The sequence below is a fragment of the Pseudomonas sp. FG43 genome (assembly GCF_057809175.1).
On the sequence record NZ_JBMDJL010000011.1, the window covers coordinates 140,164 to 153,698 of the forward strand.

Consider the following 13,535-nt stretch of genomic DNA (forward strand, 5'->3'; position numbering starts at 1 on the left):
GAACAAGGGTTTTCTTTCATGAGCAAACCTCTTGGCAGTCTGAGCGCTGGCCCGGCATGTGAAGCAGGAAAATTGATCGTACAGGTGATCGGTAAGGATCATCCTGACAGCCAAAAACTCCTGTTTTGTGACAACGCCGGTATGGCCTTCAAAGCAAGCATCGATGAACAGGAACATGAGTTGTACAGCAGCGTACTGCATGCATGGGATTACATGGCTCAGTCCAGACTTGAACTGGAAATCGCCACGACCGACGGTAAGCCTATTCGCCTCCCTTTACTTGATGATCTGCAAAACACGCCACGTCAGCCCGATGCGCAATTCAACCAACTGGTGCCAATAATCCCCTTCGTTGCCTTACCCGGCTCAAAAAATCGCAACGACTCCGGCACACCGATACTTGCTCGAGCGGGCTTTTTATATGTGTTCTACCGGCAAAAACTCTGGCGAGAACTGGAAATCCGGATTGCGGCCAACCGCACCACTTACCATGACATTGACGTCGCTCGATATCGCCAGGGCGAAAGCTTTCTGCCTGACGAGCGCAAGGCTATCGGTCAGGCGCTGGACGATATCTGGCTGCCCGCTATCTGGAACAACGTGAAAGTAAAAAACTTGCAGCTCTGTTTTTCAGAAATACAACTGAACGCCCCACGCCTCAAACGTTTGGAGCAGGACAGCAGCCTTAGAGCGTTACGTTGCACAAACCCGGACCTGTATTGTTCAAAGGCAAGGTTCAAGGAGCTATACAAGAATAAACCTGATGGCAAGTTCATGTTGGAGGCCTTCTCAAGCTTCGATATGCAAAACGCTATCAACCAGAGAAATGTCACCTTGGCAAAAGCTGTTAGATATAACCTGGATCTAATGGTATTCCCTGTCAGCCTGGCCGCGCCACAACGCTCACGCGAGCCTGGCTACGAGTGGTTGCTGGATCAACCCGCATTGTACTTATGCGACCTATCGGGGCAGTTTCCGGTACATGCATACCAACAGGCCAAAGACTTTCTTGCCTACGCAGCCAAGGGCGTGACCTTACAGGACACTCTCAGGCTGGAGTTAACTGCCGTAACCGATGCATTGCTCGCCAGCCTGCCCGGCAGTACTGCGCAAGAGCCACATAATCCTGTTGAGTTATGGGCAGCACAAGCAAACGTCAGTGACGTATTGGCCAATGCCCGACGACGTCAGATTTGCGGTGTATTGCTGGAAGATCCGCGTTACCGTTTACGTCACCTGCAACGACGCATCGAAACGCATACACAATTGTTTGGCCTCTGTGCCCGACGCGCCATGCAACATCCACATCACTCAAGTGCATTGCTGGTACAGCACTTGATCGCGCCCAGGGCCATTCAAGGCCAACCCAATCCACTGCACGAAGGAATGGCAAGGCTTAGCGAAACCGGCAAGAGAAATATAAATTGCAGTACGGCCACGGTTGAGCGTACACAGGTCTGGCAACACATGAGCACTGCCCAAGAGCTGGTTGCCCTTAGCCTTTCACAAGCATCCACACAGCAAACACTTGCCGATCATCTGAGCCTGAACGGATTCGACTATGTATCTGCACTGTTTGAATTAAGCAGAACACTGGCAGCCATTGCATTGACACCTGCGCAGCTAGATCCTTTGGCCAATGGCCGTGATCTCACCGATGCCGTCACAGGTGTCGGCATGCACAATCCCGAGGTCAGCAAAAGCCAGAATTTTTTGGGACAAATTGTCGACGCCCCCCAATCCCCCTTACATGCAATGCTTTGGCCTGTATGCAATCCGCAAACCGTATACGAGGCCTATAAAATCCCGGACAAAGAGGATGAAAACTCAGGCGACGGACGTTTTCGTGCGACCGAACTGGCGAAACATGAAAACTTGATAACTCCCAGTCCTGTGAATCAGGCCACTCTGGATAGCGTAATACTGAGCAATCTGCTGGCTGGTGACAGCCTCATGAGCTTTCTATGGCTCACCAGTGGCAAGGGTATCTCCGCTGCATTGGTCAGTATATTTGAAAATCTCCAAGGTGCTCTGGACAAGCCTCAAAGCTACGGTGGTACGGTCCGCAAAGAACTCCTTCAAGCAGAAATTGACGCTGAAAAAATCAAAAAAACGAATAACAACGCCAATGATCTTCCGGAAAAAGCGGGGCAACACCTTGGCGCATCAGAGCTTACGGTCAACATTGATCGACAGTCACTCGGCTTACAGCAATTACGCAGCATGCTGCCCAAGACCTTCGGGCCGACCTACTTCATGCAAAGCAGCCAGATCAACCAAGGCCACTATGTGTTTGGTCTGGAAGACCTGCCTACGCGACAGGCCCTTCACAACACCCATTACGGAGAGTTTCTCGATAGCCAAGGCAATCGACTGAACAAAAACGATAATCCCAGAATATCTTCCAACAGCGGGGCTACCGGCGAACATAGGGTGTTAGTGATACCGCGTAATCACAATACTGCAAAACTGATAAGCCAGATGAACCAACAACTGACAGCAGCTCAGGAGGCAGCATACGCGGCACAAAGCCATAGCCCAAATACCCAGCAGGGCTTGGGTAGAACGCTCAGCGAGCTAAACGAGAACATCACAAATGCCTCTTACCGAATACTCGCCTCGTCCCCCTTTTGCGTTGGGGTATTGATGCTAGAGATGTGGAATGTGAGTTCTGAAAAACAAGGGCAAGAGCAAAGCATTCGTGAAAAAGGAAGTTTCCGAACGAATATCGGTTTGGCTGGTGCAGCCATTGATATAGTTGTTGCGATGGAGGCCTTAACTATAAAACTTTCTGGAGCAGACCCTGCAAAAGTTATTACCAGAAAAACCCTTTTCCATATTTCCGAAGAAGGAGCCAAACGCTGGCTTGGCAGTGTATTAGGAGCAGCGCTCACTAAAGAAATATCAGCCAGGCTCATTCTCCAGTCTGCTTCCGGCCTGACTCTCGCCAGTGTTAATCTTTACGATGCCTGGTATTCATGGCAATGGAACGACAGGGCCAGATATGGCTATCTGATGATGTCCATGGGCGGTATAGCCAGCACTGCTGGGGGGCTCCTGGGAAGCACGACAACCATACTGGGACTTGGACCTCTTGGCTGGCTTGCGCTGTTACTGATTGTCGGCGGTGCCGGACTGGTCTTCTGGCTGAGCAGTACACCGCTACAGACATGGCTTGAAAATGGCCCCTTTGCCGAAAGCAATTCCATTGCCCGACACTTACAGGACCCAAAGGAAGCGTTCTATCGACTGATCAGCCTGCTTGCCGGCATCAGCATCGATATACAACGCAATCCGGCCTATGAACTTGAACCTAAACTGGATCTCCATGCAGAAGTGCCTTACCGGGTACGTACTTCTAACACCCTGATTCGGCTTAAAAGCTACTTGCCTGGCATGATTGGTAGCCTTGGCACTATTGATATACAGGCTGATTGTCGAGTCTGCATGCTCACTCAATCGTCCAATAACCAAGGCGTACCCTACACCAGTGAAAGCGAACTTCCACAAACGTCCGAAAAACCTGTGGCTCAACGCTTATACCCGGATGCATTGGAGCTGTACTTCTCGACACCTCATTTTCAGCCATTACGACTAAGTGATACTAAGTCTCAATATTTCAAGTGGTACATCAGAGCTCAATTTGTACTCAGTAACGACGGCGAAAAGCGCTACTTTCCTGCTCCACCGGTCAAGGACCCAACTCAATACAGCCCGAACTGGGCCAGACCAGACTTCAGAAAAATCAGCCAACCGTTCTGGGCAGATGAAATCACCCACCAAGGCCCTGCACAATGAATAACCCACAAGCTTCGTCTTACTATGGCCCACATGCTTACCGACCAGACCGCATACCGGACCAGATCGCATCGAGTCCGCGCAGCTGGTTACATAAATTCGCGACCAGACGGTTGCCATGGGGGGAGACTCAGGACGTTACCCTTATCCGCCTCATGGAAGATCCAACACCCAAAAGCATGAGGTTCTGGGAACAAGCCGAAAAGGAAAAACCGGAGCAACAGGCTGCGGGAACTTATGTACCGGCCCCTTTTGAAGGAGTGGAACTGCATCAAAAATATGATCAGGAGCGCTTCAGGTTCGCTCAACTCCCTTTTCGATCACAGTTCTGGTTATTAATGCTTGCGTTTGGCAAGGGAGGCTTTATTGTTTTTCTGCCTATTTCACTGTTCGTTCACCTACTAGCAGTAGTTGATTCGCGTCGTTCGTGGTGGGAAGAGACCTCTGATCTTCTTCTTAGTGTTTATCCCGTATTTTTGGGTATTCCCCTCCTGCTCTGGCTCATCGGCCACATCATTGTCAACTACTTCCCCCGCATCTGGTTCCGCCCACCCAAAGGCCCGCTTTGGGAGTTGAATCGTCGTACCGGGCTGGTCACGCTCTTCGATTACAAGCGATTCAAGAAAGACGGTGTCATCGACGAGCGGGTAGCGCCGTTCCATGAGTTTGATGCCTACATGACCACCACACCAGATCGTCACGGGCCGATGCATGGGTTATTGCTATGCCATCGCTATGACGATATCCAGATCAATCTCAATAGTCTGTTCTGTCCCGATGACATGACAAATAAACCTTGCGCGCTATGGGACTACCTGCAGAACTTCATGGATACCAGCCGCCCTCTTCCCGATGTACCACGCCATGAGCCTTATCGCCATCTGGACCCCATCACGGCAGAGCATGACCGCAAGTACAGCCGTAAACAGCGTTACTGGATGAACATGGATGACGACACTTTCAAAGCGAAGGTAAACGAAATGAGTTATCGGATTGCAACCATTGACACCCTCATCCGCCCCAATCTGATGGCGCGACATGTGATTTATAGTGACTGAGAAAAACCAAGCACGCCCCTGCTCTGACTCGGGAGCAGGTACGCCAAGGCCCTGCACAATGAATAACCCACAAGCTTCGTCTTACTATGGCCCACATGCTTACCGACCAGACCACATACCGGACCAGATCGCATCGAGTCCGCGCAGCTGGTTACATAAATTCGCGACCAGACGGTTGCCATGGGGGGAGACTCAGGACGTTACCCTTATCGACTTCATGGAAGATCCAACACCCAAAAGCATGAGGTTCTGGGAACAAGCCGAAAAGGAAAAACGGGAGCAAAAGGCTGCGGGAACTTATGTACCGGCCCCTTTTGAAGGAGTGGAACTGCATCAAAAATATGATCAGGAGCGCTTCAGGTTCGCTCAACTTCCTTTTCGATCACAGTTCTGGTTATTAATGCTTGCGTTTGGCAAGGGAGGCTTTATTGTTTTTCTGCCTATTTCACTGTTCGTTCACCTACTAGCAGTAGTTGATTCGCGTCGTTCGTGGTGGGAAGAGACCTCTGATCTTCTTCTTAGTGTTTATCCCGTATTTTTGGGTATTCCCCTCCTGCTCTGGCTCATCGGCCACATCATTGTCAACTACTTCCCCCGCATCTGGTTCCGCCCACCCAAAGGCCCGCTCTGGGAGTTGAATCGTCGTACCGGGCTGGTCACGCTCTTCGATTACAAGCGCTTCAAGAAAGACGGTGTCATCGACGAGCGGGTAGCGCCGTTCCATGAGTTTGATGCCTACATGACCACCACACCGGATCGTCACGGGCCGATGCATGGGTTATTGCTATGCCATCGCTATGGCGATATCCAGATCAATCTCAATAGTCTGTTCTGTCCCGATGACATGACACATAAACCTTGCGCGCTATGGGACTACCTGCAGAACTTCATGGATATCAGCCGCCCTCTTCCCGATTTACCATGCCATGAGCCTTATCGCCATCTGGACCCTATCACGGCAGAGCATGACCGCAAGTACGGCCGTAAACAGCATTACTGGATGAACATGGATGACGACACTTTCAAAGCGAAGGTAAACGAAATGAGTTATCGGATTGCAACCATTGACACCCTCATCCGCCCCAATCTGATGGCGCGACATGTGGTTTATAGTGACTGAGAAAAACCGATCAACAGCCCTAGGCTTTGTACGAAAAGTGGCTGCGCTCGGTGATGCTGCGTTAAAAACAGGCTCGTGCGCGAGTCCGGGCTCGGCGCCCCCATCGCAATGCTCATTTACAAGACGTAAAGTCGAGCGCGACTCCGACCGTTCCTCGCCTGTTTTTGCCTTGCCTGACCTTCGCTCGCCGACTTTTCGTACAGAGCCTAGCCCCGGCAGAACCCAGACTGTACAAAATCCGGGGCTCAGGCAAAATCTACCCGCCCGATACGACATTCTGCTACAGCCCTTCTGCAAGGAACCCCATGATTCAGATTCGCCCCATGACCAACGACGACTTCGAGACTTTCTGGCCCACTTTTCAGGCTGTCGTCGTGGCACAGGAAACGTACGCCTACGACCCTGCTCTGACTCGGGAGCAGGCACGCGACCTGTGGATGGGGTTGCCGCTGCATACGCTGGTTGCAGAAGAAGACGGCCAGTTGCTGGGCAGTTATTACCTCAAGGCCAATGCCGCCGGTCCCGGCAGGCATGTCAGCAATTGCGGTTATATGGTGACTGAGGCGGCACGGGGGCGTGGCGTGGCACGCCTGATGTGCGAGCACTCTCAGCAACTGGCTCGCGAAAGCGGTTTTCTGGCCATGCAGTTCAATTCGGTGGTATCCACCAATGAAGCGGCGGTTGCCCTATGGAGCAAGCTGGGTTTTGAAACCGTGGGGCGTCTGCCACACGCCTATCGCCATCGGCAATCGGGGCTGGTGGATTGTCTGGTGATGTTCAAATGGCTGATCGATGAGCCTGAAGCTCAAGAACCAGCCCAGCCGAAGTTGATCGGGCGCAAGAATATCGAGTCAGTGGTTTCGCGGCCACGGCGTCGATAATCAAAAGTCGGGTCAGTCCTTGACTTCGTTCAGGGCAAATCGTCGCCCCTTGGTGTCCCGTACTTCGGCCCCCACGATATAGGCGATGGTTTGCCCGTCATGGTCAACCAGACGCTGCGGGGTTCCAAGGCTCAAGGTGCCTATCTCGCCACTCCAGTCGCGGCGCGGATCATGCTCCAGATAGGCGTAGACCTTGCGCTCGCGGATACGCCAGACCGGATAGGCCTTGCGGGCAGAAACGACGTCATAAGTCAGATTGGGATTGAACAGGAAGGCAGCGGCCATGGCAGTCTCCGTTTTGTGGACGTGGTTGACTGCATGTTGAAACCACTGGGAATGAGGCAGGATAGACCAAGCCTCGCTGGCAGTGCAGGTTCGCCTGACCGCCGACAGCAAAACGTGGGTGGTACGGGCTAAAAACACCCATACCACCCACGATTCAAGGTTTAAGAGGTTTGCGCATCCGGCTGCTTTTGCAGCAGAACCCGAGTCACGCGCCGCTCCTCGACACCGATGACCTTGAGTTGCCAGCCTTGCCAGTCCAGGTTGTCCCCGATCACCGGCAAGCGATCCAGCAGGCTCATGACCAGACCGGCCAGGGTCTGGTAATCATCGGTTGCCTTGGCCTGGAAGCCGGTCCGCTCGCGGATCAGGCTCAGGTTCAAGGCACCCGAGACCAGGAAGTCCTCGCCCTGCGGCACGATATCCGGGCCTTCCACTTCGCTGGCATCGGGTAACTGGCCGGCAATGGACTCCAGAATATCGGTCATGCTCAGGACTCCGATGAAATCGCCGAACTCATTGACCACGAATGCGATGTGAGTCGATTCCTTGCGCATCTGCTCCAGGGCATTGAGGATCGTGAAGTTATCCAGCAGGTTGATGGCCTTGCGGCTCATCAGGCGCAGATCAGGCTCGTTACCGGCCAGGATTTCCTTCAACAGTTCCTTCTTGTGTACAAAGCCTAATGGCTCATCGATACCAGCCTCACCGATCAGCGGCAATCGGGAATACGAAGAGTGCATCAGCTTGAGGCGGATCTTCTCTGCATCGTCACCGATATCGATGTAATCGACTTCGGTACGCGGCGTCATGGCCGTACGCACAGGGCGCTCGGCCAGTTGCAGGACGCCGCTGATCATGACGCGCTCGCGGCGGTCAAAGACCGGCTCGGTGCCTTCGCCTTCGACCATTTCGATGATTTCCTCATCGACCTCGCCCGCCTCCAGCTTGCGGCCACCCAGCAGACGCATCACCGCATGGGCTGCACGCTCACGACGCGGAAGATGACCATGGGCAGACTTCTTGCTGCGCTTGCGAGCGATCTGGTTGAACACCTCGATCAGGATCGAGAAGCCAATCGCGGCATACAGGTAGCCTTTAGGTATATGGAAACCCAGGCCTTCTGCGGTCAGGCTGAAACCAATCATCATCAGGAAGCCCAGACACAGCATGATGACGGTCGGGTGACTGTTGACGAACTTGGTCAGCGGCTTGCTGGCAACCAGCATCAGGCCGATGGAGAAAATCACGGCAATCATCATGACCGACAGGTGCTCGACCATGCCGACCGCAGTAATCACGGCATCCAGCGAGAACACGGCGTCCAGCACCACGATCTGCGCCACGATAGGCCAGAACATGGCATAGGTGGCATTACCGGCGCGCTGGCTGACATGGCCTTCCAGTCGCTCATGCAATTCCATCGTGGCCTTGAACAACAGGAACACACCACCGAAGAGCATGATCAGGTCACGTCCGGAGAAGCTGTGATCGAACACCTCGAACAGAGGCTCGGTCAGCGTCACCATCCAGGAAATACTCGCCAGCAGGCCCAGCCGCATGATCAGCGCCAGGGACAGGCCGATCACGCGGGCCTTGTCACGCTGCTCGGGGGGCAACTTGTCAGCCAGAATGGCAATGAACACCAGGTTGTCGATACCCAGCACCAGTTCCAGCACGATCAGCGTAAGCAGGCCAAGCCATGCCGTGGGGTCAGCAATCCATTCCATAGGAATCATTCAGTCTCGTGCAAGAAGTGGCGGGAGGATGTCATCGGCAGAATCAAGCATGCACTCTGCGGCATTACCGGGCGTTGCTCGGCAAATCCGGAGGGCAAAAGGCTGACGGGGCAAACACCCTGCAAGAGAGTGAAGAAACCAATGCTTGAATGAAGTGATCCACTCGATAACGAGGCGTGGGCACGCGAGCAGACAGAGGGTGTTGATGAAGCAGAGCGACCAGGAGGCTCCTGAGGGGTATTCATATAGTCCAGAAATTTAATGCGGGATGAGATCCTACAATATAAAAAGATATTTCACCCGTCGAATAAGTATTACAAAGATTGACGGGGGTCATGGAAAAGAGCCCACCAGCGACACTATGTCGCACGCCCAGAGGCGACCAGTTATCTGACAACAGCCGCCAGCCGGTAGCTGCTGCCGCGCATTTATCTTAAAATGTTGCAATATCGTCAAGCGAGTGCGGAATCGAACATCGGCAGCAAGGCTGTCTTGTTGCGATACCCCCAAACGACTTGAACTGACTCATAAAAAGAAAGCCCGTCATAGACGGGCTTTCTGCGTTTTCAGCTTTTGCTTTTTGGCTCATCGAGCCCCAAGGCCAGCTCCGTTTTCTGATATTGAGGCTATTTCCAATGCTGCGGCTTGTTGTGATTCACCTGTTCCAATGGTTCAAACGTCTGTCCTCGGTGCTTGCATCCCGTGGCTCTGCAGATACCCGCTACTCCCGTGATTTCACGCGCGAAGACGATCAGGGTCGCTGGACATTCATTTCGATCTTTGTCGTTTTCACCTTGAGCCTCTACTGCCTGGCCGGGCTTGGCTACTACGCCAAGGTCAATGTCTGGGACCACTTTACCGAAGAGCAGAAAGCCAATATCGCTCAGGCGATGGTAATCAGCACGCAGAACCTCTGATGCCTGACTCTGCAACGAACCGGACGGGGAAGTGAAAACTTCCCCGTTTTCGTTTCCGCAGCTTGCTACCCCAAAGGTTTTCTGCGAGAAAGCAACCCCGCCCCTCACTGGACAAGCTGGCAATGAGCAACGAATTACAGATTACCGACCTGCATATCGGGGACGGCAAGGAAGCGGTCAAAGGCGCCTTGATCACGACTCATTACACGGGCGTGCTGGACGATGGCACGGTCTTCGACTCATCCCATGAGCGGGGAAAACCGTTCCAGTGCGTGATTGGTACCGGCAGGGTCATCAAAGGCTGGGACCTGGGCCTGATGGGAATGAAAGTCGGCGGTAAACGCAAACTCTTCGTCCCGGCCCATCTCGGCTATGGCGACAGGAAGATGGGCGCCCATATCCAGCCCGGCGCCAATCTGACCTTTGAAATAGAGCTGCTGGAAGTGCTGACCCGCGACGATTGATCCAGGTCCGCCCGGCGGGACGTTACGGGTAACGCACACAGTATCCGGGCTGCCCGCCACCCTTTCCTGCATGAATGTCAGATAACGACCCACGGATTGCTTGTTAACGTGGAAAAAGCCATGCTCAGGGCATGGAGTTCAGACATTTATCTGACAGGAATATATATGGCTCTCAATAAGCCGACGCAGGAGCTGAAACGGCACCTGAAGGGTACGGCATCCAACCTCGAAAAAACGGCAGATGAAATCCTCAAGATCGCTTCGGACATGAAAGATGTTGATGTGACCGCCATTCTGCAACTGGTCAACAGGCTCTACAGCGATGCCGATCAACTCAAGGCTTATGCCGACGAGGTCAAGGCAAAAAGGATCGTGCGCACCAAACCGCAATAGACCCTGTATCGAACCCCTGCTCCGCACTTGCCTGCTGCCAGAGAGCCGTCAATGTTGCCATCGCCCGCAAAGATCAACGCCAGCCCCAGACACCTGAACATGCAGAAATGGCGCGGCAGGGTCGGTATGGCGCTGGCGGCCAGCCTGTCGGTACTGGCCGGCATGACAGACGCGATAGGCTTCATGGCCACCGGGGATTTCGTTTCATTCATGAGCGGCAACACCACTCGCCTGGCCGTCGCCATCAGCGATGGGGACCCGGGAACCACCACTCGCCTGATACTGGCCATTGCCGTGTTTATTGCGGGCAATGCGCTGGGCGTCATCGTTGCCCGTCTGGGCGGCAGGCGCGCCCTGCCCTTGCTGCTCAGTATCGCAACATTGCTCTGTGCCGCAGCGGCCTGGCCGATGGGTGCGAACATTCTGGCACTGGTCTGGGCCATTCTGGCCATGGGCATGCTCAATGCCGCAGTCGAACAGGTCAACGGCCTTCCGGTCGGCCTGACCTACGTGACCGGCGCTCTGTCACGTTTCGGGCGTGGCCTGGGGCGCTGGATGCTGGGCGAGCGACGCGATGGCTGGCGGATTCAGCTTGTGCCATGGGCAGGCATGTTCATCGGCGCCGTCATCGGGGCTGTGCTCGAACAGCGCATGGGCCTCAATGCGCTGCTGGTCAGCGGGGTGCTTTCTGCGTTGCTGGGGCTTGTATCACTGAAGATCCCCCATCGCTGGCAACGCCGCTATATGCCCCGTTGAGTTGCCTGCCAGAAAGCATCGACATCGCTTCGATTTCAGCGTCGGTTGAAATGCGTTTAACATACGCGCCCCTTTTCTGCCGACCCTTGTCATGACCCCTGATGCGCTCGCCACACTGCAACAGCACCTGCTCAATGCCTTGAGCACTGTGCCCGATGAAACCCGCCGCCTGTTTCATGGCCGCGGCAGAGTATGGCCGGGGCTTGAGCAGATCACGGTCGACTGGATGCAAGGCGTGGTACTGGTCTCGCTGTTCAAGGAACCGCTCGAATCAGAGCTGGAGGCATTGACACGGCAATTGATGGAGCTGACACAATCGCCCCAATGGCAACAGAGCCAGGCACATACGCTACTGCTGCAACATCGCTATCAGCCACAAAGCACCGTGCAATGGCTATTGGGCGAGGTGATCGACGAATGGGTCATCACTGAAAACAACCTGCGTTACAAGGTCGATTTCGGCAAGAAACAGAACAGCGGGCTGTTTCTGGACATGCGTTACGGTCGTGAATGGGTTCGTTCCCAGGCCAAGGGCAAACGGATACTTAACCTGTTCGCCTATACCTGCGGCTTTTCAGTGGCCGCCATTGCAGGCGGTGCCGATCACGTCGTCAATCTGGACATGGCCAAGGCCGCCCTCAATCGTGGCCGGGAGAATCATAGACTCAATGGCCATGACCTGAGCCGGGTCAGCTTTCTGGGCCATGATCTTTTCAAGTCCTGGGCCAAGGTCACGCGCTCCGGCCCTTATGATCTGGTCATCATCGACCCGCCGTCTTTTCAGAAAGGCAGCTTCATGCTCGACAAGGATTATCAGAGGGTTCTGCGCCGCTTGCCGGAACTGCTGACCGAGGATGGAACGGTACTGGCCTGTATGAACGATCCGGCAGTCGGCACGGACTTTCTGATCCGGCACACAGCGGTTGAAGCTCCGGGATTGCGCTTCAAACAACGCCTGGAAAATCCGCCCGAATTTCCCGATGCCCGTATCGAGGGTGGTTTGAAAGCTCTGGTGTTCAAGGCTGATGGTGAACCCCGGGCAGGATGGGCATAGCTGCGAGGAATGCAGCCGGGAATGCCTTTCTCAAATGCAATAAGCGGCTGGCGCATACGCACCAGCCGCTTATTGGTTTACAAGCATCAGTTCCTACCGGCACACTCAGTTATTGCCTTGTAACTAAGTGTATTGAGATCGCCTTGCGAATCTTCATAAGTCATGAACTTATAGTTGATACCGCAGTCGCCAGGGGCCGGGGTCTTGATGACCACCTTGGCAACATCCAGCTTCATTCCGTAGGCATAGTTCTGTATAACGGGAACCGGCTTCTGGACCTTGGCCGCATATTCCTCGACCTTGATCTGATGCGCTTTGCTGCGTTCATCACTGCTCCGTAAATCCGAAGTACTGAAAGCGTACGAGGTCAATGGCGAAGCCAGCGCAAAAGCAAGAACGGACAGCTTTAAAACATTCATCTATTTTCTCCTGTTTAGTGACGATTCAATGTAGCAATCCAATAATTTGATAAACACTGCCATCTGGCATAGCCCAAAGGACCAATTGTTTCTGAATATTTTTATTTGTAGACATCAACGAGGCAAGCGGAGCCGTCATCAATTCTTGCCGGCACAGTCACTCAGCACCTTGTAACGCAGTGTATTAAGCTCGCCTTTTGAGTTCTCATACGTCATCAATTTAGCGTTGACCCCGCAGTTCTTTGGAACCGGCGTCTTAATCACCACCCTGGCAATATCCAGTTTCATTCCGTAGACATAATTCTGTATTTCAGGAACGGACTTTTTCGTCCTGGCCGCATAATCCTCGACCTTTATTTGATGCTCCCTGCTCCGCTCGTCGCCCCGTAGATCCACAGAACTGAAAGCGTACGAGGTCAGCGGCGAGGCAAGTGCAAAGGCAAGAACAGACAGCTTCAGAACATTCATCTTCCGACTCCTATTTAGTGATGACTCACTGTAGCAATCGGACACTTTCCAGAACGTTACGTGAGAATTACCATTTTGTAATGACGTAATAATCCCTCTTTCAAACAACTTGCCCCGTCCAGCTTTAATTGCCTGAAATATAAAAAGCCCGTGACAGTCACCTGCCACGGGCTCAATCAGCCAAAA

General features: G+C 53.5%; 13 protein-coding genes. 9 read left to right on the forward strand and 4 right to left on the reverse strand.

Features of this window, described 5'->3' with window-relative positions; genetic code table 11:
* Positions 1-18 precede the first annotated feature (18 nt).
* The 4 genes from ACODS3_RS15080 to ACODS3_RS15095 all read left to right on the forward strand — a co-directional run bounded on the left by ACODS3_RS15080 (position 19) and on the right by ACODS3_RS15095 (position 6,857).
* A complete protein-coding gene (locus ACODS3_RS15080) occupies positions 19-3,798 on the forward strand; it encodes a hypothetical protein (RefSeq protein ID WP_489035014.1) in 3,780 nt (1,259 codons plus the stop codon).
* Between the two features lie 155 nt (positions 3,799-3,953).
* A complete protein-coding gene (locus tag ACODS3_RS15085; RefSeq protein ID WP_489035060.1) occupies positions 3,954-4,856 on the forward strand; it encodes a hypothetical protein in 903 nt (300 codons plus the stop codon).
* Positions 4,857-5,073: 217 nt separating this feature from the next.
* The gene (locus tag ACODS3_RS15090) at positions 5,074-5,976 is read left to right on the forward strand and encodes a hypothetical protein (RefSeq protein WP_489035062.1); all 903 of its coding nucleotides are present in this window, start codon (positions 5,074-5,076) and stop codon (positions 5,974-5,976) included.
* A gap of 305 nt (positions 5,977-6,281) precedes the next feature.
* On the forward strand, positions 6,282-6,857 hold the full coding sequence (locus tag ACODS3_RS15095; RefSeq protein WP_201016920.1) for a GNAT family N-acetyltransferase: 576 nt from the start codon (positions 6,282-6,284) through the stop codon (positions 6,855-6,857).
* Positions 6,858-6,869: 12 nt separating this feature from the next.
* Here ACODS3_RS15095 and ACODS3_RS15100 read toward each other — a convergent pair whose 3' ends face one another.
* Both ACODS3_RS15100 and ACODS3_RS15105 read right to left on the reverse strand, forming a co-directional pair.
* Positions 6,870-7,142 (reverse strand): hypothetical protein, encoded by a 273-nt coding sequence (locus tag ACODS3_RS15100; RefSeq protein WP_201000330.1) that lies wholly within the window; start codon positions 7,140-7,142, stop codon positions 6,870-6,872.
* Positions 7,143-7,303: 161 nt separating this feature from the next.
* The gene (locus ACODS3_RS15105; protein WP_201017198.1) at positions 7,304-8,869 is read right to left on the reverse strand and encodes a TerC family protein; all 1,566 of its coding nucleotides are present in this window, start codon (positions 8,867-8,869) and stop codon (positions 7,304-7,306) included.
* Between the two features lie 644 nt (positions 8,870-9,513).
* Between ACODS3_RS15105 and ACODS3_RS15110 the strand changes: the two genes are divergently transcribed.
* From ACODS3_RS15110 to ACODS3_RS15130, 5 genes are all read left to right on the forward strand, one after another.
* Complete coding sequence (locus ACODS3_RS15110; RefSeq protein WP_201016919.1) at positions 9,514-9,795, forward strand: hypothetical protein; 282 nt, start codon at positions 9,514-9,516, stop codon at positions 9,793-9,795.
* A 122-nt stretch (positions 9,796-9,917) separates the two neighbouring features.
* Positions 9,918-10,259: an FKBP-type peptidyl-prolyl cis-trans isomerase gene (locus ACODS3_RS15115; protein ID WP_201000328.1), complete on the forward strand. Its 342-nt coding sequence runs from the start codon at positions 9,918-9,920 to the stop codon at positions 10,257-10,259.
* 165 nt (positions 10,260-10,424) lie between these two features.
* The gene (locus tag ACODS3_RS15120; protein WP_201000327.1) at positions 10,425-10,652 is read left to right on the forward strand and encodes a hypothetical protein; all 228 of its coding nucleotides are present in this window, start codon (positions 10,425-10,427) and stop codon (positions 10,650-10,652) included.
* Between the two features lie 51 nt (positions 10,653-10,703).
* Entirely contained in the window at positions 10,704-11,408 is a 705-nt protein-coding gene (locus ACODS3_RS15125; RefSeq protein WP_201016918.1) for a YoaK family protein, read from the forward strand.
* Between the two features lie 91 nt (positions 11,409-11,499).
* Positions 11,500-12,462 carry a class I SAM-dependent methyltransferase gene (locus tag ACODS3_RS15130; protein ID WP_489035017.1) on the forward strand — a complete coding sequence of 321 codons (963 nt, stop codon included), beginning with the start codon at positions 11,500-11,502 and terminating at the stop codon, positions 12,460-12,462.
* A gap of 86 nt (positions 12,463-12,548) precedes the next feature.
* Here the strand turns inward: ACODS3_RS15130 and ACODS3_RS15135 are convergent, their stop codons facing one another.
* Both ACODS3_RS15135 and ACODS3_RS15140 read right to left on the reverse strand, forming a co-directional pair.
* Complete coding sequence (locus ACODS3_RS15135; RefSeq protein ID WP_201000324.1) at positions 12,549-12,881, reverse strand: DUF2790 domain-containing protein; 333 nt, start codon at positions 12,879-12,881, stop codon at positions 12,549-12,551.
* Positions 12,882-13,019: 138 nt separating this feature from the next.
* Positions 13,020-13,349: a DUF2790 domain-containing protein gene (locus ACODS3_RS15140; protein ID WP_201016916.1), complete on the reverse strand. Its 330-nt coding sequence runs from the start codon at positions 13,347-13,349 to the stop codon at positions 13,020-13,022.
* Between the last annotated feature and the right edge of the window lie 186 nt (positions 13,350-13,535).

What these genes read in the sequence shown, in the direction of transcription:
- ACODS3_RS15130 (WP_489035017.1), top strand. Translation starts at nt 11,500, where the DNA reads ATGACCCCTGATGCGCTCGCCACACTGCAACAGCACCTGCTCAATGCC.
- ACODS3_RS15115 (WP_201000328.1), top strand. Translation starts at nt 9,918, where the DNA reads ATGAGCAACGAATTACAGATTACCGACCTGCATATCGGGGACGGCAAG.
- ACODS3_RS15095 (WP_201016920.1), top strand. Translation starts at nt 6,282, where the DNA reads ATGATTCAGATTCGCCCCATGACCAACGACGACTTCGAGACTTTCTGG.
- ACODS3_RS15135 (WP_201000324.1), bottom strand. Translation starts at nt 12,881, where the DNA reads ATGAATGTTTTAAAGCTGTCCGTTCTTGCTTTTGCGCTGGCTTCGCCA.
- ACODS3_RS15085 (WP_489035060.1), top strand. Translation starts at nt 3,954, where the DNA reads ATGGAAGATCCAACACCCAAAAGCATGAGGTTCTGGGAACAAGCCGAA.
- ACODS3_RS15120 (WP_201000327.1), top strand. Translation starts at nt 10,425, where the DNA reads ATGGCTCTCAATAAGCCGACGCAGGAGCTGAAACGGCACCTGAAGGGT.
- ACODS3_RS15090 (WP_489035062.1), top strand. Translation starts at nt 5,074, where the DNA reads ATGGAAGATCCAACACCCAAAAGCATGAGGTTCTGGGAACAAGCCGAA.
- ACODS3_RS15140 (WP_201016916.1), bottom strand. Translation starts at nt 13,349, where the DNA reads ATGAATGTTCTGAAGCTGTCTGTTCTTGCCTTTGCACTTGCCTCGCCG.
- ACODS3_RS15105 (WP_201017198.1), bottom strand. Translation starts at nt 8,869, where the DNA reads ATGGAATGGATTGCTGACCCCACGGCATGGCTTGGCCTGCTTACGCTG.
- ACODS3_RS15080 (WP_489035014.1), top strand. Translation starts at nt 19, where the DNA reads ATGAGCAAACCTCTTGGCAGTCTGAGCGCTGGCCCGGCATGTGAAGCA.
- ACODS3_RS15100 (WP_201000330.1), bottom strand. Translation starts at nt 7,142, where the DNA reads ATGGCCGCTGCCTTCCTGTTCAATCCCAATCTGACTTATGACGTCGTT.
- ACODS3_RS15110 (WP_201016919.1), top strand. Translation starts at nt 9,514, where the DNA reads ATGCTGCGGCTTGTTGTGATTCACCTGTTCCAATGGTTCAAACGTCTG.
- ACODS3_RS15125 (WP_201016918.1), top strand. Translation starts at nt 10,704, where the DNA reads ATGTTGCCATCGCCCGCAAAGATCAACGCCAGCCCCAGACACCTGAAC.